The sequence below is a fragment of the Sphingorhabdus sp. SMR4y genome (assembly GCF_002218195.1).
GTDB lineage: Bacteria > Pseudomonadota > Alphaproteobacteria > Sphingomonadales > Sphingomonadaceae > Parasphingorhabdus.
Window position 1 is genome coordinate 2,804,108 of sequence record NZ_CP022336.1, and the last position, 18,958, is coordinate 2,823,065.

The following is an 18,958-nucleotide window of genomic DNA, read 5'->3' on the forward strand; positions in this document are numbered from 1 at the left end:
TGGCTTCGGTCAGGGCCGTTCGAGGCCCAAATCCTTGAAGTCTGCGGCAATTCCCGGTTGCAAATCTTCCGCCTCTTTCAGGTCAGCCTCGCCGCCCGCCAGATCGCCATTGTGCAGTTTGGCCAGCCCCCGTCCATATAGGGAAATGGCGAAATCCTCAGACTTTTCCAACGCCTGATCATAAGAGTCAATCGCTTCCAAATATCTGCCCTGCCGGAGGAAGACCATGGCCCTGCTGTCGAGATAGGCGGGCTGGCCGGGCTCGAGCTTGAGCGCTGCATTGCAGTCGAGAAGAGCGGTTTCCAGATCGAAACTCACCGTAGCGAGGCTCCAGCAAAGCGCATTGAACCGTCTGCCACTTTCCTCCGCATCGTTGCGAATCCGGGCATAAATTTCGCGCGCTCTTTCGGCATCCCCCATTCGCACATGAATCTCTGCCCGGATGAGCTGAAACTCCATGTCGCCGGATATTGTTGGATCGCTATTGTCCAGAAAAGACAGGGCATCCTGATGACGGTCCATCCGGGAGAGGCTTTTTGCCTTATAATATGCGCCAGCCTTGGATGTCGGATCAAAATCCAGCAGCGTCTGGGCATCGGCCATCGCGCTGTCATAATCTCCCCGGGAAAAATACAAGTCGGCCCGCCTTGCGAGCGCCCAGCTATTTTTCGCTTTCAGGTCGATCGCTCTGGTCAAGGCCGCAATCGCCGATGGGATATCATTGGCCGTCTGCGCCAGAACCGCACGGCCGTGAAAGACGACTTCAACCCGGGGATCAATACTTTCCGCTCTGTCAAGATCGGCCTTTGCAGCTGGGGCATTGTTCATATGCGCATAAGTGACACCGCGATTGGCCCAAGCATAAGCATGTTCCGGGTCCAGCTCCACCGCCTTGGTGAAGTCGGCGATGGCCTTGTCAAATTTCCCCAGGTCCAGATAGTCGTTGCCGCGAACGGAATAATCTGTCGCGGTTTCCGGCTTTCTTTCATCCAGCGCTGCAATTTCCGCCGGGGTCAGTCGATAATCATACGGGCGCCTCACATAGACGAAAGATTTGCTCAATTCGGTTATATTCTCGGCTGCGGCGATGGCGTCGGTCCAGGATATTTCGCCGGCGAGGCTGCGCTGGCTTGATTCCATGACCAGTTCATCGCCGGAAATCCTTGTGACCCGCTTGAAGGCATAGTTTCCGGTAGTGGTGTCGATATCTTCGCCTGCTACAGAAAAGCCGGCCCCGTCATGGGGCAGAACCATTGTTAGCTTATGCGCGGAAAAATGGGGAAATTGTATGGCGACGGGCGCGTCCATATTGGGGCCGTCTTCGCGTTCATAGTCGACGGCCCAGCCGATCCGGGCGGAGTCGAGCCGAAATCCTTTCCATCCCCAGTCCAGCTTTGTGGTTCCCGATGCCGTCAAGCGATACTCGCCGCTTTCCGGGTCAAAATGATGGCCAACATCCGAAAGCTCTATGAATTTGAATTTGCCGTTCCAGTAATTGCGCAGCGCTTTGTCCAGGTCTTGGGCTGAAAGCTGCTCCAGAACAGTCTTGCTGGCGATCGCGCCGTCCCCGCGCAGCACGCTCTTGATTTCGATGATGGCGGGCAACGTTGTTCCCGCGCTTGCATCAATCCAGATATCGGTAAATTCATTCGGTTGGTCCAGTGGCTGCTGGTTCAAAGGCTCCAGCTCCGCACCTTCAATCAGAACGGGCAATGCCCAGTGAAACGGGGGTATCTGGATGTTGTCGATGTTGGCATCCCCTTGCCGGGTTCCATCGAGCCAATATGTCTTCCCGGCAATATTTGCCTTGACCAGAATATGATCGAGATGTCCGACCAATGGCAGTCTTTTGTCCAGTCCGTCGCCCCGCGAGGTGCTGACCGCGGCCGGCACGGCCTCGATTCCAAGTTCTGCAAGAATGGCGACCAGCAGGGCTGTCTTGCCCTTGCAGTCACCGAATTTTCTTTTCCAGGTCGAGAGCGCATCTGCCGGAACAAGATTGCCGGTATTCATGCCGCGATAGACATACCGCACGCGGTTCTGCACCAGTGTCAGGGCTAGGTCGGTCTGGATTTTTGGGTCGTTGCTCGCTTCACGAATTTTGTCGACTTCGGCCATCAGGGACGAACCAGGCGGGATTTCTGCCGCTTCGATATAAAGCGGAGCCATCAGTGCCGAAATTTCGTTCCACCCGCCGAAATCGCTGAATTCAATCGTGCGTACAGGGGCATAGCGAGCGGGGGCTTTGTCCGGATGTACCAGATTGGAGGTCCCCGACAGCTGTTGCGACAATCGGGTCAGGTTCTTTTGCTTGGTGATTTTGGGTGCGGGCAGGGCATCGCTCTTCTGCCAGCGCATCCGGGAACCATCGTCCCAGAAGGCGTGCAGCGAGAATTCCGTATCAGGGGCATTGTTGAAGAATTCCACCATGGTTTCCGAGTGGCCCTTGAGAACAGGGTCATGCGCGCGGATGGTAAAGGCCATATCCACAATATCGCCGACCCGCATGTCTTCAGGTTGAATGGCAGCGGTCAGGATGCCATCCAGGGCGGCGGATTCCAGATTGGCTTCGCGGCGCAAGATCGTAAACGTTTGCCCGTTCCCCAGAATATCGATGATCTCCTTTCCCCGCAGAATATGCAGTTTGTGGATGATCAGCGTTGAAACGTCCGGAGACCAGGGAATGGAAAGCGTGCCCATCGTCTGCAACCCCTGTGGGGTTTGGATGAGGATCTGGCTGCCAATGAACATTTCGTCACTGTCTTGGGCAAAACGCAATTGCTGTTGCATCCCCATCATGACGGCGCCAGCTTCCTTGTTGGATATGTCCCGGTCCATATCCACGGACTGTTCGCTGACCCAGTCTCCCGGCGGTGCAAATATAATCTCTTCTCCGGCAAGTGCGGGTGCCGCCCACAAAAAAGCACAGCTGACCAAGAATAGTTTTTGCATTTGAGCCCCGTATTTCAATATTTCATTGATATCACTGAAGCTTATGCAGGCAAGCCTTTATGTTCCAAATTCAGTATTCAAGGCAATTGGTACAATCTCTCCAGCCGCTATTTGGACGATCCGGGTTTTTCAACTGATCCGCCGAAGACGCCGATGACGCTGTCCGTGCGGTTGCAGAATTAAAACCCCAGAACCCCGTCCATCCCGTAGCGCCCGGGGCTCTGCCCGGCCAGCCAGCCGGCCGCTTTCACTGCTCCCCGCGCGAAGATCATCCGGTTTTCTGCTCGGTGGGTCAGCTCGATCCGTTCCTCGTCGCTCGCCAGTATGACTGTATGATCACCGGCCACCGATCCGCCGCGCAGCGCTGCAAAGCCGATCGCGCCTCTTTCGCGCGCGCCGGTAATCCCGTCGCGGCCGCTTTCGCTGTGAGTGGCGAGATTGATGCCGCGCCCCCGCGCAGCCGCTTCGCCGAGTAACTTCGCGGTGCCGCTCGGCGCATCAACCTTGTGCCGGTGGTGCATTTCGACGATCTCGATATCCCAGTCATCGCCCAGCCGGCTCGCCGCCTGCTGGACCAGCGCCGCCAGCATATTGACGCCGAGCGAGGTATTACCGGTCTGCAATACGGGAATTTTGTTCGCCGCCGCGTCGATCGCGGCATGATGCGCGTCTTCCAGCCCGGTGGTGCCGATGACGATCGGTTTGTTCGCCGCCACGCAGGCGTCGAGCGTCGCCTGCAATGCCTTTGGCGAGGAGAAATCGACCAGCACATCGCTGGCGCCGACCAGCGCCGTGACATCATCGCCCTGATCCGCGCCGCCGGCGTGGGCTTGGCCCGCTTCCGATATCGCCGCGACCAGCGCCTGTCCCATGCGGCCCTTGCTGCCGATAATTCCGATGGCTGTCATAATATAATTCCTGTTGGTCCTGATCGCAGATTCGTCATCCTGAACTTGTTTCAGGATCCACTTATCCTCTAGGCTATTTCTATGAGACGAAATGGATGCTGAAACAAGTTCAGCATGACGAAGAAAGGTCATATGCTAAACACTGTCAACAATATCGTAATCCTCACCGGGGCCGGCGTCAGCGCCGAAAGCGGGGTCGCCACCTTTCGCGGGCCGGACGGGCTGTGGGAAGGCCACCGGGTCGAGGATGTCGCGACGCCCGAGGCCTTTCAACGCAACCCGGTGCTGGTCCAGAATTTCTATGACGAGCGCCGCGCCAAGCTCCGGACGGTGCAGCCCAATGCCGCCCATCAGGCGCTGGCGACGCTGGACAAGACATGGGCGGGCGAACTGCTTCTGGTCACGCAAAATGTCGATGACCTGCACGACCGGGCGGGATCGCAACGCCTGCTGCACATGCACGGCGAATTGAACAGCGCCTGGTGTCTGGCCTGCAACGCGCGCTCGCCGTTCGACGGGGTGATGGCCGCCGGCCCGCCCTGTCCCGCCTGCGGCCAGGCCGGAAGCCTGCGGCCCGACATCGTCTGGTTTGGCGAAATGCCCTATCAGATGGAGCGGATCGAGGAAGCGCTCGCCCGCTGCGACCTGTTCGTGTCGATCGGCACATCGGGCGCGGTCTATCCGGCTGCGGGCTTCGTCCAGACCGCCCGCTATCACGGCGCGCGCACGCTGGAGATGAACCTCGATCCCTCGGAGGGCAGTTTTCACTTCCACGAGAGCCGGATGGGCAAGGCAGGCGCGCTGGTGCCGGACTGGGTCGAGCAGGTCCTCTCGCACGGGCTGTGTTGAGGGAGGATGTCGTGGCGGGTGCGATGAAGGGCCGTTGCCATTGCGGCGCGGTGCAGATCACGGTGGCGGCACCGCCGGCCGAAGTTCTGCGCTGCAACTGCACGCTCTGCCGCAAGACCGGCTGGCGCGGCGGCTACTGGCCTCCCGGGGAAGTGACCATCGCCGCACAGGCCGACGCGATCAGCCCCTATGTCCAGGGCAAGCGGACGATTACCGGCTGGATTTGCCGACGCTGCGGCTGTTTCACCCACTGGACTCCGCTGACCGCGTCGCCGGAGCGTATGGGTGTGAATATGCGAATGTTCGAGACAGGGGAATGGCACCATCTGCCGGTCCGCGAAGTGGACGGGGCGCGTCTCTGATTCGCCCTCGCGACCCGTTGATCGGCACGGGCGCCAGTGCCGGCACAGTCTCATCATGGTCCGACAAAAAAAACTTTTCTTCTCCGTCTCATGATGCTTAACTGGGGCAATCGCGGGTCCGCTCTTGCTCATGTTCCATGTCAGGCAATCCGCGATCGAGCAATGAACGGGGAAGACAATGACGCGAGAGAATAAGCCAATGCCTGCAAGCCGGGACCGGAAAAGAAAATATGAAAAACCGTCCCTCGTTCTGTTGAGCGACACGACTAGGGTCGAAGGAAAAACCTCTCTTTCCTACGAGACTACGACTGTTGGCCTTAGTTTTGGGCCGAGCTGATCACAAGCGCGGTTGCAGAGATCGTAGGATCAAGGCAACGTTCAACAGGAATCGCCTGACGGATTACTATCCTGCTTGGGTCCCGAACCCCATTATATATCCTGTTGCCTTTCTCCACTTATGATGGGGGACTTCCGCTTTAATGCGCTCCATGCACCTCAGTGCGATCTGTCAAAAACGCCTTTCTTTTTAATATGATGTTGCCTAATTGGGGCAAGCATACGGTCGCACTGATACATGATTCATATTTTAGGTCACGTGACGGGCAATCCGCGATCGCGCTAATAACAGGGAAAGAAATTTATGAACCACGATGGGCAACAATCTGTCAGCCAAGTCCGGAAAAAACTATATGAAAAGCCGGAGCTCGTCCTGTTGACCGATACAGCGAGTGCCGAAGGCAAGCCAACGGTCTGGACCAGTGAGACTTCAGGTCCTTTCACTTCTGCTGGTTTGAGCTAGTCCGGCGACATCACAGCGGCACTGCCTGCAAGATAGCATGATGACCTGCTATATTCTGAAGTAGTGGCTGAGAACGGACGGTCAGCTTGTTATGCCCCCAAGCACGGGAGTTTCCTCCGCTTGCGACGAATGTTCTCCGGTCTTTCCTGTCTTCGCGTCGCCTTAACTTGCTAGTAAAAAAAGGGCTTTTCTTCTCAGCGGGGTGATGCTTAAAGAAGGGCAGGAGCGGGTTCGCTCCTGACCATCTATTCGAGCCAAGAAACCCGGCATTGGGGATGGCAAAAGGGAATGATCATGAATTACAAAAGCCAAATAGCTCCAAGCCAGACCGTAACTTGCGGCAAGAGAGTATATCAAAAGCCGGAGCTCGTTCTGTTGAGCGACACGGCGAGCGCCGAAGGCAAAGATTATGCACCGTTTGAAAGCACTTTTATCGGCACTTCTGGTCCAAGTTAAATAGCCGACATCACTGCGCGCTACGCGGCTCCCGTATGGCCAGTCTATTGGGGTTAACTCCGCCATTCATATGAAGATCAGTTCTCCTCGGACCACGGGACGCGATCCGCGGCTGGCCATTGCCCTGCTGGCGATGGCGGGCCTCGCGATCACTTTCTGGACCGGTTCCCGCTATCCGGCGCTGAACAGCAAAGCCGCCATGGGTGGTGATACGCCGCTGTCGGGTCTGGCTTTCGATATCGTCTACGATATTTTCCCCGACAGTGCGCTGTGGTGGGCGCTGGTCGCCAATACGGCCAACTGGATCATCACCAATATCAAGGGCATGACCTTTGGCATATTGTTCGGCGCTGCCTTGCTGACATTGCTGTCGCTGTTGCAGCGACGGCAACTCAAGGGCAGTTTCGGCAATGCCGCCCTTGGCGCTGCAATCGGTGCGCCGCTCGGCGTCTGCGTCAATTGCGCGATGCCGATCGCGGTCGGCCTGCACATGGGACGGATGCGGCTCGAAACCACGCTGGCTGCGATGATGGCTTCGCCCACGCTGAACGTGATCGTGGTATCGATGACCTTCGCGCTGCTGCCGCTGCATATGGCGGTGATCAAGCTGGTGCTGGCGCTGCTGCTGGTATTGGTGGCGGTGCCGCTTTTATGCCATTTCCTCTTGCGCAGCGAGACGGAGCGAACCCGGTCCGACTTCGGTGCGATAGCGCCCGTGGCCGAACCGACCGGTGTGACCGGCTGGCTTGCCCGGCGCCTCGCACCGAAAGATGCCGGTCCGCAGTCGGCCAGTCTGTTCGGAGCGCTGATCTGGTATCTGCGCAATTTCTTGAGCAATCTGTTCACCATTTCGATATTGACCGTACCGATGATGTTTGCCGCCGCGGTGCTAGGCGCTCTGATTGCCTCATTTTTTGATACCAATGCGATTGCCGGTATTTTGCCCAGAGGGGGCATGCTGATGGTGCCGCTGGCGATGATCGCCGTGGCCCTGGTCGCGGCATTCGTGCCCGCGCCGATTGCTCTGGACGTGATCCTGACCATTGTGCTGCTCAACATCGGCCTGAGCGGCAGCTATGCAACGGTGGCGCTGATCGCGCTGGGCAGCACGAGCATCTATGCCGTCATCGTGCTGTGGCGCGTGATTTCGCGGCGCACCGCGCTAGTGATGTTCGGTGCTGTGATCGCGATGGCTGTCGCGGGCGGAATATTGGCCCATTTTGCAGGCCCTGTCGAAGCGCGTTACGAGCGCGAGCAGGTGCTGGCCGGAGTAGCGGATCTCGGCCCGATCGCCTTGCCGCAGGCGCCTGCGGCACCGGCTGCGCTGCCGATGGCGGAATTGTCTCGCCGCTCGGCAGCGATACGGTTGGTACGTGAGCCCCTGTCCGGGCAAATTACCAGCAGCAACGGCAGCGCCATAACGACGAGCCGCCTGCTCTACCCCGCCGCGCGGCAATCGCCTGTGGGCCCGGACTCCGGGACGACGATCTTCACCCGCTTGCCGGGCCGCGCCCTGGGCTTGGCCGAGGAAGGCACGACCACGCCGCTTTTTGAAATAGACACCTATATGTTCGGCGGCGCGATCGCGGCCGGTGATGTCGACGGCGATGGCTGGGATGACGTGCTGGTCCGTCGCCCGACCGGCGGCACCGGCCTGTCACTATACCGCAATCTCGGCGGTCATTTCGCACGGCAGGATGTGGATCTCGGCAAATATGAGGCCAGCGAGTTTCTCGACGTCGCCTTTGCCGACTGGAACGGCGATGGCATGCTTGATCTGATCGGGTCTACCCGCATGGGCGATGTTCTGGTCATTCCCAATGATGCCGGTCAATTTGCTCTCTCCAATGCCGGTACTTTCGTCTTGCAACTGCCGGAGAGAATTCGCGCGCTCACCCTTGCCTTCGCCGATTTCGACCGGGATTCCAGGCTGGATATGGCCATCGGTGGCTGGGCAAGTGGAACCGGGCGGGAAAGCATCAGATATGGACAGGCCATCGATGCAAAGGTGTTCATGGTCTGGAATGATGGTCCGGGCACACCCGGACTGACGCCATTGCCAGTGACGCCGGGGCAGACATTGACACTGCTTGCGCATGATTTTGATGGCAACGGCTATCCCGATCTGCTCAAGGGCGACGATATTGCCGGGACGGACGAACTGCTATTTTTCGGGCCCGGTCGGCAGACCCTGCCAAATGGCGCTGCTACCCAACCCTTTCCCTACCTGCTCAGGACGTCGATGAGCTATGATCTGGGTGACTGGAACAATGATCTGGTGCCGGATGTCTACGGCGTGCAGATATCCGATCGCAATCTGCGCGACCGTGACGATGCCCGGATGGGTGCGCGGCATTTTGAAATCTGTTCACAGGCGGCAGCAGACCTCAGCTGGAACAGCGACGATATCCGTCAATGCTCCAACGAAATGCGCTCCATCGACCAGATTCGGGAAAATGGCCAAAGCGCAAAATTCAAATGCCGGGAGTTGATGAGTGATCGGGACCGCAGTGTTTGCGCGGCCATGGCCTATCTCAACCAGCTCGAAATCGACCTCCAGAAAAATCAAGGGACATCCGCAGAGCACGCGTTCCGTTCGTGTCACCAGAAACTGGCAGAGACGCCCGCGCTGCAATATATGTGTGCCGGACTGATCCTGAATCGTTCGCCGCAATTGAAAGGCGAGGTGCTGGCGCAGCGTCATGTACCGATGGTGGTGCACGGCAATATGCTGTTCACCGGGTCAACCGACGGCGCGTTTCACGATCAAGCCGAGGCGCAAAAGATACGTATGCCGGGCTGGGGATGGAACAGCCGCTTCGCGGATCTCGATCAGGATGGCTGGCAGGATTTGCTGGTCATGACGGGTGTCTGGCTGTCCCCCGGCAGATCCACACCCAATATTTTCTATCGCAATGATCAGGGCCGCTTCAAAAATACCACCGACAGCTCCGGTCTCGGGGATATCGCGCCGTCCTACAGCTATGCGCTGACCGACTTCGATCGCGACGGCGATATCGACGTGCTGCGCCCGCCGGAAAGCCTGTCGATGGTGGTGCACCGCAATGACCGGCCTGCCGGTCAGGCTCTGTGGGTCAGATTGCGCGACTCGATCGGTAACAGCATGGGCGTGGGGGCGATGGTCACCATGTGCAGCGGCGGCTCGATCACTATCCGGCCAGGCCCCTGCCAGCGTCGCTGGGTGCGGGCAAGCGGGGGCTATATGTCCTTCGACCCGATCGCCGCGCATTTCGGACTCGGGCAGGGTCAGCGAGTCTCACTGGTCGAGGTGCAATGGCCGGACGGAGAGGTGACGCGCATTATCCCGGCCGATCTGCGCGGCGGCGAGTTGCTGATCAATCGGTCCGTCGCGCCGTAAAATCAGGAACAAATGATCTCCCGTGGCCAGCGCGGCGCGGGGTTTATATGTGCATGGTCACGAACAGAAAGATGATCCATAGTGCCAGCGCCAATGTCGTGAGCCAGGTTGCCAGGACACCGAGCTGGCGAAAGCGCGGCGAGCCGCCCCTGTGATGCTGGGCCATGCCGACGATATGCGAGACCCGGCCGATCAGGAAGATCGTCGCGATGACCGTGATGCCGATATGATGGGCATTGGCCAGTTCGAGTATCGCCAGCATGATCAGGAAGACCGGCGCATGTTCCGACAGATTGGCATGGGTGCGCCGGGCGGCGAGCAGATCGGGATTGTCGCCGTCGCCAAAGCCGATCCGGGTGGCGAGGCGGACCTTGACCGTCGCATAGGCGCAATAGATCAGCAGCAGCGCACAAATCGCGGCGGCGAGGCCGGTTACCGGTAATGTCATGTTTTTCCTCCCTGTGTTTTCGGGAGCTTAACCAATTCTCGGCGAAGCGCAACGTGCGGGGCAGGCGGGCGCGGGTGCTGCACGCGCGGCTTTGCTGGCGAGCAGCAGGATGCGCCGCGCAGCTATTGTCATGCGAGGGGCGCGGTCATTCTGCCCCGTATCGGCGAAACCGCGGCCGCCGGATCCATCTTCATGAGCTCCTCTGGCGGCACTCCGCTGCGGAGCCGTGCCAGCCAGTCGTCGGGGTCATATTCCGCGCCGACGGGGTTCTGGCCGATGGCTTCGCCGTGGAAATAGGCCGTGCCTTCCGCCTTGGTCGGAAACACGTCGACGGAAAATTCCATCTGGTTGCCATCGGGGTCGGCATAATAGAGCGACGCGCTCATGCCGTGATTGACGCACCAGTAGGGCCGGATCCCGACCGCCTTCAGTGTTTCGTAATTTGCCAGCAAATCCTGCAGCGAGTCATATTCCCACGCGACATGATCGACGCCAATCATACCGCTGTCATCCTTGTCGTCCGGATCGTCCGGACGGATCACGCCGAGATCGGCGAAAGCGAAGCGATGATGTTCTTCATCGAAGGCGAGGAAGGCCAGCGCCGGGTTCTGATACTGGATTCTCGCGCCAAAAACCGTGGCATACCATTGCAACATGTCTTCAAAACGGCGGGTCCTGTAGACCACGTGGGCAAGGGCGGATGGTGGTTTGATCATGAAGCTGCTCCTGTGGTCATGAGGGTTCGGGAAAAGGCGCGGTCTTCCGCGTCCCGAAATTGCTCTGTCCGCGGTATCGTCGGCGGGATGAGGCAAGCGCCAGGCCGAGGTGCGCCAGAATATGGGGTTTGATATCGTCCACTAGCCGGCCTGCTGTTTGTCTTCATTCGCCAGACTGCCGGCGCCAACTCCGGCGAACAGGCACAGGGCCAGTCCGGCAAGAGACAGGGCGGCTACCGCATAATAGGCCGCCGCATAGCCGCTGCCTTCGACGACCCACCCCGAGCCGCCCGAAAGGAGCGACCTGGCGAGATTGGGAGCGGCCATGAACAGCGCAAACAGACTCGCGGCAATGGTCGGATCGCAAAGTCGCATCGCCCAGACGATGAGAACGATGGTCAGAAGAAGTGCGGCAACATACTGGATCGCATATATTGCCATGAAGACTGTGCTGCCTTGCCACATTTCATAGGTGGCACCCGCTATGGTCGCCGCAAGAGCCAGGACAAGAAAAAGCATTGTCATGGAATTGCGAAGGCCCGCCCAGCGTACAAGAAATGTGGTCATCGTGGCACCGGCGATCGCTGCGATCAGTCCGACAATACTCGCAAAACTGCTATAGTCGTCACTCCCCCAGCCCAGTTGCTGGACCGAGAGCGTTGGCGCGACGGAATCCATGAAGGCAAAAGTCGCCGAGGACAATCCGGTCCCGGCTAGGAACAGGAGAGTCGGCAGCGATAGCAAGGACCGAAAAATGCCCCCGAGGATCGGAAGCCAGGCTGCGTGCTGGCGTTCGGTACATTCTGGTGAAGGCTGGCCGCCGGTCCAGGGGAAAAGCCGTTCTCCGGGCCGTTCCCGGAACAGGGAAATGAATAGGGAGGCAATCCCGACAAAAGCGCCAAACAGAAACGCCGTGATCGAAATCTGGTCATCGACCAACAGCTGCCCGGCGATAAAGCCGGCAGCAGAAATGCCCAGGGTCTGGGAAGCAAACATAAATCCGTTAACGGTGGTTCGTTCTTCTTCGGGCACGAGGTCCACCGTCATGCCGTCGACCGCCACATCATTGAAGGTGGCGCACAGATTGAGCGTGAAACAAAAGGCCGTGAGCACAATAATCTGGCTGGCCGACGGGGCGGCAATGGCCAGGCCGAACAGGGTTGCCATCATCAACATCTGGGCAACCAATATCCATGACCGACGTCTGCCCATCGGCCGATAGGTAAACCGGTCCATCAGCAGGCCGTTGAAAAGTTTCAGCGACCAGGGAAGCAGGGCTGTTCCCACAAAGCCGCCAATTTCTATCGGCGAGGCGCCGCGGGCCGCGAGCCAGGCGGGTATGGCGATCGTGCTTAACCCGACAACGATACCCTGCATGAAATAGAGCAATATGATTGCGATACACCGCAAATATATACTCTCGGACATGGCCGGAACAGCCGGGTAGCCCCTGCGAAGGGCCGATTTTGTTTCACTCATAAAAATATCGCTCTTCGATGATCTTTTGGTCACGGACGGTGTAGATGGCGATCTCGCTAAAAGGTTGCCGCTCGCCGGTGGCCCGGCGCTTGATCAGCATGTCGATAAACAGGGCAAAATGGTCGCCGGTGATAAAAGGGCCATCGATGCTGAGTTCTTCCATCGCGCTGTGATCCAGCCAGCTTGTCAGCTTGTAATGCGCGGCCTTATATCCCGTTACGATGGCCGGGCCATGTTCCCTGCTATTCTCCGGCTCCATGCTGACGATATCGACGGCCCAGTATTTTTCTGCCGCAGCAACCGCCTGCCCGTTCAGTAGCAATGATGAAAAATCATGTGCGAGATCACCAAGATCACTCATATCATCCCCTTCCTGTATTCGGGCCACGCAGAAGAATCCGGCGGATGGCGGGTCGCAAAATCATCCGCCGGACTGGGGTATAGTCCGGGCTGGGCGCTGCTAAGGGTTGCACCGTCCGCCCGGACCAGGCTGCGAAGCTAGCGGACGGTCGCTTCCTGCAGCGTCATCGACCCTGTGACTCTGCGGAATTTCGCCCGGTTGCCGGATTCGGCATCGAGCTGCGCGTTGGTTCTCTTGTCAAATTCTTCCCATTCCTTGCTGCGCTTTTCCATTTCGGCGCCGCTGGGCCAGGAAGGGAAGGTCCGCGTCAGATACATCGACGGCTCACCGTCGCGGGGATCGACATTATAATAGATTTTATAATCGGTGATCCAGCCCTTCGACTTGGCGAATTCCTGGTTTTTCTTCCATTCGCCGGCAAGATAGCTGGCATAAGCCGTCCATCCCGCATCCTCCAGATAGATACCGGTCATGGTCGTGTAATCACCGGCTACCAGCGGGAATTCGTCGGCCATAGCCGGTGCGGACAAGGCTAGCGGCGCGGCCACCGTGATGGCAGTGGCCACCATCATTTTTTTCATCAGTTTCATTTGCATTCTCCTGTTCTCTTTCGGTCAGCGAGGCCAAGGCGATATCGAATTTCACAGCCCCCCATTCGGCAAACACAGCTCTCCCATTGGCGGAAACCGGGGCTTCCGGGCCGCCTGACACGCTATCTATGTCTGCAAATTCGATGGGACGACAGTGCGCCCAAAGGTAACATCGCGTCAACGGCGCTACCGTCAATAATACGTCAATTCGGTGCTGAGGGGTCGGGTAGCAGGTCCGGCCAGCCATATTTTTCCCATGCCGCGACCAATCCGATGCGCCGGGCAAAGTCCATGAACTCCGGGTGCATGCGCGTCTGTCTTATCGGTTCGACGTCGGCCCATAGCGACATCAGGCCAACCATATTGGGCGGCGTGATCTGCTGGCCGAGGGTTTTGAACACCATCGGCGCATAGCCCATCCATACCGCGGGCCAGACGATGGTCGGATCACAGGGGTCTGGTAACGTCGCGTGCAGCATTTCCAGCACCTGGCAATATTGCTGTCGCGCCTCTTCATCGCCGCTATGGATGCCTCTGGCCGCGAGCAGCCAATAGGCGTCCATCGCTTCGGGGGCCATGGGCGTCATGCCCGCCGGCGCAAAAATCACGCTGTTCATGAGCGACCGCGATTTCTGATATTGCTCCATGGCAAGATCGCGGTCGCCCGATGTCGCCGTCGCCGCCGCCAGGTGCAGCGAAGGCTGGCCCATATCTGCCATCCGCTGCCCCGCCTCTATCGCTGCTTCGATATTGCCGAGGTTGAGATGGGCCGCGCATAACATGGCATAATTCCGGCCATCGACGGGATCCTGATCAATGGCCGCTTCGACGTAGGGCAATGCCTCTGCCGTTCGTCCGCAATAGAGCAGAAAGGATCCCAGGCGCATGACCACAGCGGGATTTTCAGGCTCCAGTTCATAGGCCTTGAACGCCAGATCCAGGGCACCGACAGCGTCATTCCTGGTCCATTGATACAGGCCAAGCATGGCATAGGCATGCCCCTGTTTCGGCGAGAGTGCGATGGCGTTTCTCGCGCATTCGGCCATGCGTTCTGCTTCGCCCAATTTGTCGAGACAAGGGGTGAAGACGGATGTGTAGACATGCGCTTCGGCCAGGGCGGTCCAGCATTCGGCAAATTCCGGCTCTAGCTCCAGCGCCTGTTCCAGCAGCTTGATGGCCGTTTCGAGCACACCGTCGCCGATCGCCCGGCGGGTCAGGGCCCGGCCCTGCAGATAGAGTCCATAGGCCGCCTTGTTATCCGTCATCCGGCGGACGTCATGGTCCACTATGTCCAGCTCGAGCGCCGTGCACAATTCCCTGGTGACCGTGCGGGCAACCTGCTCGCGCGACGCGAATATATCGTCTTCCGTGCCATCATAGCTGTAGCCCCAGCTCTCGAAACCGGTCTGGCCGTCGATCAGGCGTACGTTGATGCGGACATCAGCATCCTGCCGCTGAACCGAACCCTCGACCAGGTGGGACACACGAAGGACATCGGCAATCTCCGGCAAAGACAGGTGCGTATCCTTGAACTGAAAGGACGACGTTCGCCCGGCAACCAGCAGCTGCGGTATCTGTCCCAGCGTCGTAATCAGTTCGTCGACAATGCCGTCGGCAAAATATCCGTGATCATCTTTGCTGTCCAGGGAAGCGAACGGCAATATCGCCAACCGCGTCCTGCCGCTCTGCCGACCCGCCATGATGACGCGTGATGCGGCCGGGTGCCGCACCATCCACGCATCTAGAAGCTTTTCATGGTCTGCAAGATTCCCGGACGCTTTCAATTTGGCCAGGGCGTCGCTGACGCTGGTTTGCAGCCGCTGCTCTATGGATTGCCTGCGTTCGGCAAGCCAGGTTTCGAAATCCTCTCCAAAATGCAGCTGATCAAGAATTTGCTTGCCGCCAATCGCCAGCAGCAATGCTGTCGCCTGCGCCCAATCCCCGGCGGCGAGCGCATTTTCCAGATCAGCCAGGTCGGATCGGACCGAGCCGCCATTCAGACTCACCCGGCTCCGCGACACTTCCAGCAATTCGCAATCGGCTGCTGCCAGCAATTTCCGCAAATCGAGCAGGCATTGCCGCAGACTTGCCCGCGCCTGTGCCTCAAATCGGCCGGGCCACAAAAGCTTGCTCAGATGGTCACGGTCGATCGGCTCGTCCGGTGCAAGACAGAGCATCGCCGCGACGGCGCGAGCGCGCCGGTTGGAAATGATGATTTCGCTGCCGTCGGGCGCCAGCAACTGAAAACCGCCAAACAGCGAAAAGCGCGCCGCTGCAACGGGTTGCGACAATTTCTCCTGCCTGTTCGCAAAATCCAAAATCTGATGCCCCCACTAGCGGGGCAGCATAACGCGATATGGTTCATGTGCAATTAATCAATTGCCACCGCCGTCGCCTTGCCAGTGCCAGCCCGAGGTGGCGCAGGCCATTTCATCTTGCGAAAGAGGCGCTATGTTTTTTCCCATCGGCCCGCCGGGCGAAATCTTCGGCGAGCGTGATGCTGCCATGGGCAGGTGCTGTCATGTCGATTTGTGACGCGGCGAGGAAAAATTCGATCGGACCAAGCTGTTGGCCCCATCCCAGTTTCTTGCCGCAGTTCAGCAAAAACTGGGTCAATCCAAGCGGGATATGGGTGATGCGCGGTCTCATGCCCAGCGCTTCGAACGCCTTGTGCGCGATTTCGTTTTGGGACAGCGACTGGGGGCCGCCAATATGAATTCGGGATATCCTGTCCCGGGTCGCACCGACACAGGCGGCAGCCAGATCGGCCCCGTCAATGGGACTCATCCGCGCTTCGCCATTGCCAAAGAGAAATATCCGGCCCTTCCTGGCCATTTCGAGCAGTTCGGCAAGATCGGAATAGAAGCCACTGGGGCAGATGACTGTCGATCCGATCGGCGCATCCGCTAGGGCTTTGGCAAATCGCGCCTTGGCTGCCGCCATGGGGACGTGCAGCATGGCTTCGGCGTGCAGCACGTGTACATAGGCAAAATGCGCCACGCCCGCCCCCACGGCAGCATCCAGAAGATTCATATTGGCCTGATAATCGACGTCATCATAGCGGAGGCCATCGCGTTGACTTGTGATGCCCAGCGCGGAAACGACCAGATCAATGTCATCAAAGGCATCGGCCAGAGTGTCTGCCTGTGTCGCCTCCCCGAAGATGACCCGGTCGATCTGATCGTCGAGACTAATCAGCTTCTCCGGATGTCGCGCAAGGACATGCACCCGATGACCTGCCTTGTGATATGCCGTAACCAGATGTCGGCCAAGATAACCGGTTGCTCCAGCAATCAGGACGGTGATTTTCGAGTCGGTCATGGATGCCTTCTGAATTTAGGATATTAGTGGCAGCGTCGCTGTTGCTCGCGCTGAATGGCGTGCTTCGACATGCGGTGGTCATCGGCTTCGATGAAGCTGAAATCGGAGTCGAGACCCAACATATCTTCGTCGCGGCCACTTTCGAAAATGCTGGCCACGCCGGCGATCGTTCCGGTGCGGCGGGCTGAGCGTTCTGCCCGGCGTTCATAATTCAATGCCGTCTCCAGCTGGTCACATGACAGGTTGCTGAATTTCGCAGCCCGCTGTTCGACGGTGGTGCAGCCACTGGCGAGAGCAATTATACAAAACGATGAAATAGCGATTTTTTTCACGATCATAGACTTTCAAAATAGAGGGTAGTCCGGACGGAACAGGGGACATCCCGTCCGGACATGGGGGATCAGAAGCGGAAGCTAACGCCGCTGAGAATCTGGTCGGATGCGAGGGATCCATTGAATTCCTTGCGCCGGTATTCGGCCCGCAACGAGACATTCTCATCCAATGCATATTCCAGGCCGCCGCCGAGGATAATCCCCTCGGCGGTCTCGCTTTCGCTCGCGACGGGCGAAGCGTCCCCGGGGACAAAAGCACGAATACGGTATTTGTTGATGCTATAGCCGACGCGGCCATAAGCGAGCAGTCTGGGGGTGATCGCTATGCCAAGTCGAACCGAAATATCGCCGGACCATTTTGAATCGAGCTGGATCGATCCGCCGGCCAGTACGGGTGCCGTGAGTGTTTTGCCATCGGGGTTGAAGCCCGCTTCGACGCCTACAACAATATTGTCGAACTGGTGATCATATCCAACGATGCCGCCATAGGCGATGCCATTGCCTTTATCGGCCAGAGGTACATCGAGCGTGTTAGGCAATACGGTTTCATTGATCGAGCGTTCTTCCCAGCCAGCCTGCGCACCGATCGCGATACCGTCGAAATATTTCTGACTGGGCTGCGAATGGGCGGGTGAGGCAAAGGCCACGCCGACGATCATGAAGATCGCTATGGCGCTGGATGGGGCTAGCCTTGGTTGTGTTTTGTCGGTTTTCATATTCCATTCCTTTTGATTTATATTGGGTCTGTGTTGAGGATGAGTTGATCCGCTGCGCCAGACGAGCCTGGCGCAATGAATGGGTTGGAAAATTGGGGGAGAGGCCGTTCGCTAGAGGCTAGTCACGGTCTTCAGAGGTTTCACGAAACATGGTTCATGGCGCGTGCTCCTCCTCTGTCCTGGCTGAGGTTATACGAAAACGATCGCGATAATCGGTCGCGGATACTCCAAGATGGCGCTGGAAAACCCGGCGCATTCGCTCCGCGCTGCCAAAACCGGTCTGGCGGGCAATCTGTTCAACGGGAACATCCGTCTGCTCCAGTTCGACCCGCGCTTTCTGCAACCTCGCCGCTTCGACATAATGGGCCGGTGTCATGCCGGTTTCATCCTTGAACTTGCGAGTAAAACTGCGCTCGGACATGGCAGCACGCGAGGCCAGTGATGTGACGGTCAAATGTTCGGCACTATTTGTCAGGATATGTTCAAGCGTCTCTGCAATTTTGGCGTCTTCGGCTTTCTGGGCGATCAGATTGGCGCTAAACTGGGTCTGGCCACCGGGACGCATCATGTACATCACGTTATAGCGTGCGACCTTCAGGGCGACCTCATGGCCCCAGTCATCTTCCAGCAACGCCAGAGCCAGGTCCATGCCGGCCGTGACACCTGCTGACGTCCAGATGTTCCCGTCGCGGATGAAGATTGCATCCGGTTCGATCATGACTTCTGGATAACGCTGGGCGAGTATCGGGCACCACCACCAATGTGTCGTTGCGCGGCGCCCGTCGAGCAGGCCAAGTTCCGCCAGAATCATAGCGCCAGTGCAAATCGATACCACCCGCTTGGCCTGTCTGGCTGCCTCCGCGACATAATCCATCAAGGCCGTGTCCTGCATCGCTTCGGCGGTTCCGTGGCCGCCCGAAATGATCAGCGTGTCAATGTCTGTGATGTCCCGTTTCGCGGTGGCAAATGACTGGCTGGCCTGCAGGTTGAGACCGCTGGTTGTTGAGACATTGCCTTTGCTATGGGCGACAAGGTGGATTGTGTAGGACGATGGGCCTTCCGGCAGAAAAAGCGCAGCGCCGGTGAGCACCTCGAGCGGTCCCGCGACGTCCAATATATGCGCGTTCGGATATGTGACCATGACCACATTCCGGGCTTCGCTTGCGGGCTGATTTCTATTGTCTTTTCTCATCATGGTCAGACAATAGCGTAGAATGCATTTTGCCGTTAGGACAATGACCCCACTTTTTCCGCCAATATAGTTCTGGTCTCGACCGTCGACGGCATGGC

General features: G+C 58.3%; 16 protein-coding genes. 4 read left to right on the top strand and 12 right to left on the bottom strand.

What is annotated here, in order from left to right:
• Nucleotides 1-9: 9 nt before the first annotated feature.
• On the bottom strand, nucleotides 10-2,952 hold the full coding sequence (locus SPHFLASMR4Y_RS13450) for a tetratricopeptide repeat protein (protein WP_089133998.1): 2,943 nt from the start codon (nucleotides 2,950-2,952) through the stop codon (nucleotides 10-12).
• A 179-nt stretch (nucleotides 2,953-3,131) separates the two neighbouring features.
• Nucleotides 3,132-3,860 carry a 4-hydroxy-tetrahydrodipicolinate reductase gene (gene dapB / locus SPHFLASMR4Y_RS13460; protein WP_089134000.1) on the bottom strand — a complete coding sequence of 243 codons (729 nt, stop codon included), beginning with the start codon at nucleotides 3,858-3,860 and terminating at the stop codon, nucleotides 3,132-3,134.
• Nucleotides 3,861-3,992: 132 nt separating this feature from the next.
• Here dapB and SPHFLASMR4Y_RS13465 point away from each other — a divergent pair, with 132 nt between their 5' ends.
• The 4 genes from SPHFLASMR4Y_RS13465 to SPHFLASMR4Y_RS13475 all read left to right on the top strand — a co-directional run bounded on the left by SPHFLASMR4Y_RS13465 (nucleotide 3,993) and on the right by SPHFLASMR4Y_RS13475 (nucleotide 9,705).
• Nucleotides 3,993-4,709 carry an NAD-dependent deacylase gene (locus SPHFLASMR4Y_RS13465; protein WP_089134900.1) on the top strand — a complete coding sequence of 239 codons (717 nt, stop codon included), beginning with the start codon at nucleotides 3,993-3,995 and terminating at the stop codon, nucleotides 4,707-4,709.
• Nucleotides 4,710-4,720: 11 nt separating this feature from the next.
• The gene (locus SPHFLASMR4Y_RS13470) at nucleotides 4,721-5,071 is read left to right on the top strand and encodes a GFA family protein (protein WP_145955541.1); all 351 of its coding nucleotides are present in this window, start codon (nucleotides 4,721-4,723) and stop codon (nucleotides 5,069-5,071) included.
• Nucleotides 5,072-6,164: 1,093 nt separating this feature from the next.
• Complete coding sequence (locus SPHFLASMR4Y_RS17165) at nucleotides 6,165-6,326, top strand: hypothetical protein (protein ID WP_186265943.1); 162 nt, start codon at nucleotides 6,165-6,167, stop codon at nucleotides 6,324-6,326.
• A 70-nt stretch (nucleotides 6,327-6,396) separates the two neighbouring features.
• Nucleotides 6,397-9,705: an FG-GAP-like repeat-containing protein gene (locus SPHFLASMR4Y_RS13475; protein ID WP_089134002.1), complete on the top strand. Its 3,309-nt coding sequence runs from the start codon at nucleotides 6,397-6,399 to the stop codon at nucleotides 9,703-9,705.
• Nucleotides 9,706-9,748: 43 nt separating this feature from the next.
• Here the strand turns inward: SPHFLASMR4Y_RS13475 and SPHFLASMR4Y_RS13480 are convergent, their stop codons facing one another.
• The 10 genes from SPHFLASMR4Y_RS13480 to SPHFLASMR4Y_RS13525 all read right to left on the bottom strand — a co-directional run bounded on the left by SPHFLASMR4Y_RS13480 (nucleotide 9,749) and on the right by SPHFLASMR4Y_RS13525 (nucleotide 18,809).
• Nucleotides 9,749-10,153 carry an MAPEG family protein gene (locus SPHFLASMR4Y_RS13480; RefSeq protein WP_089134003.1) on the bottom strand — a complete coding sequence of 135 codons (405 nt, stop codon included), beginning with the start codon at nucleotides 10,151-10,153 and terminating at the stop codon, nucleotides 9,749-9,751.
• Nucleotides 10,154-10,281: 128 nt separating this feature from the next.
• On the bottom strand, nucleotides 10,282-10,869 hold the full coding sequence (locus tag SPHFLASMR4Y_RS13485) for a VOC family protein (protein WP_089134004.1): 588 nt from the start codon (nucleotides 10,867-10,869) through the stop codon (nucleotides 10,282-10,284).
• Nucleotides 10,870-11,010: 141 nt separating this feature from the next.
• The gene (locus SPHFLASMR4Y_RS13490) at nucleotides 11,011-12,348 is read right to left on the bottom strand and encodes an MFS transporter (protein WP_089134005.1); all 1,338 of its coding nucleotides are present in this window, start codon (nucleotides 12,346-12,348) and stop codon (nucleotides 11,011-11,013) included.
• Nucleotides 12,341-12,709 carry a SnoaL-like domain-containing protein gene (locus SPHFLASMR4Y_RS13495; RefSeq protein ID WP_089134006.1) on the bottom strand — a complete coding sequence of 123 codons (369 nt, stop codon included), beginning with the start codon at nucleotides 12,707-12,709 and terminating at the stop codon, nucleotides 12,341-12,343. The genes SPHFLASMR4Y_RS13490 and SPHFLASMR4Y_RS13495 overlap by 8 nt, the downstream gene beginning before the upstream one ends.
• 137 nt (nucleotides 12,710-12,846) lie before the next feature.
• A complete protein-coding gene (locus SPHFLASMR4Y_RS13500) occupies nucleotides 12,847-13,299 on the bottom strand; it encodes a hypothetical protein (protein ID WP_089134007.1) in 453 nt (150 codons plus the stop codon).
• 203 nt (nucleotides 13,300-13,502) lie between these two features.
• Complete coding sequence (locus SPHFLASMR4Y_RS13505) at nucleotides 13,503-15,590, bottom strand: tetratricopeptide repeat protein (RefSeq protein ID WP_145955542.1); 2,088 nt, start codon at nucleotides 15,588-15,590, stop codon at nucleotides 13,503-13,505.
• A 139-nt stretch (nucleotides 15,591-15,729) separates the two neighbouring features.
• Complete coding sequence (locus tag SPHFLASMR4Y_RS13510; protein WP_089134009.1) at nucleotides 15,730-16,620, bottom strand: SDR family oxidoreductase; 891 nt, start codon at nucleotides 16,618-16,620, stop codon at nucleotides 15,730-15,732.
• Between the two features lie 23 nt (nucleotides 16,621-16,643).
• Complete coding sequence (locus SPHFLASMR4Y_RS13515; protein ID WP_089134010.1) at nucleotides 16,644-16,958, bottom strand: hypothetical protein; 315 nt, start codon at nucleotides 16,956-16,958, stop codon at nucleotides 16,644-16,646.
• A gap of 62 nt (nucleotides 16,959-17,020) precedes the next feature.
• Nucleotides 17,021-17,668, bottom strand: coding sequence for an outer membrane protein (locus SPHFLASMR4Y_RS13520; protein WP_089134011.1), 648 nt, complete (start codon nucleotides 17,666-17,668; stop codon nucleotides 17,021-17,023).
• Between the two features lie 154 nt (nucleotides 17,669-17,822).
• Nucleotides 17,823-18,809 (bottom strand): GlxA family transcriptional regulator, encoded by a 987-nt coding sequence (locus tag SPHFLASMR4Y_RS13525; protein ID WP_089134901.1) that lies wholly within the window; start codon nucleotides 18,807-18,809, stop codon nucleotides 17,823-17,825.
• Nucleotides 18,810-18,958 lie beyond the last annotated feature (149 nt).

Coding starts and splice junctions, on each gene's coding strand:
- SPHFLASMR4Y_RS13490 (WP_089134005.1), bottom strand. CDS start 12,348: ATGAGTGAAACAAAATCGGCCCTTCGCAGGGGCTACCCGGCTGTTCCG.
- SPHFLASMR4Y_RS13485 (WP_089134004.1), bottom strand. CDS start 10,869: ATGATCAAACCACCATCCGCCCTTGCCCACGTGGTCTACAGGACCCGC.
- dapB (WP_089134000.1), bottom strand. CDS start 3,860: ATGACAGCCATCGGAATTATCGGCAGCAAGGGCCGCATGGGACAGGCG.
- SPHFLASMR4Y_RS13475 (WP_089134002.1), top strand. CDS start 6,397: ATGAAGATCAGTTCTCCTCGGACCACGGGACGCGATCCGCGGCTGGCC.
- SPHFLASMR4Y_RS13510 (WP_089134009.1), bottom strand. CDS start 16,620: ATGACCGACTCGAAAATCACCGTCCTGATTGCTGGAGCAACCGGTTAT.
- SPHFLASMR4Y_RS13450 (WP_089133998.1), bottom strand. CDS start 2,952: ATGCAAAAACTATTCTTGGTCAGCTGTGCTTTTTTGTGGGCGGCACCC.
- SPHFLASMR4Y_RS13495 (WP_089134006.1), bottom strand. CDS start 12,709: ATGAGTGATCTTGGTGATCTCGCACATGATTTTTCATCATTGCTACTG.
- SPHFLASMR4Y_RS13520 (WP_089134011.1), bottom strand. CDS start 17,668: ATGAAAACCGACAAAACACAACCAAGGCTAGCCCCATCCAGCGCCATA.
- SPHFLASMR4Y_RS13525 (WP_089134901.1), bottom strand. CDS start 18,809: ATGGTCACATATCCGAACGCGCATATATTGGACGTCGCGGGACCGCTC.
- SPHFLASMR4Y_RS17165 (WP_186265943.1), top strand. CDS start 6,165: ATGAATTACAAAAGCCAAATAGCTCCAAGCCAGACCGTAACTTGCGGC.
- SPHFLASMR4Y_RS13480 (WP_089134003.1), bottom strand. CDS start 10,153: ATGACATTACCGGTAACCGGCCTCGCCGCCGCGATTTGTGCGCTGCTG.
- SPHFLASMR4Y_RS13465 (WP_089134900.1), top strand. CDS start 3,993: ATGCTAAACACTGTCAACAATATCGTAATCCTCACCGGGGCCGGCGTC.
- SPHFLASMR4Y_RS13515 (WP_089134010.1), bottom strand. CDS start 16,958: ATGATCGTGAAAAAAATCGCTATTTCATCGTTTTGTATAATTGCTCTC.
- SPHFLASMR4Y_RS13500 (WP_089134007.1), bottom strand. CDS start 13,299: ATGAAACTGATGAAAAAAATGATGGTGGCCACTGCCATCACGGTGGCC.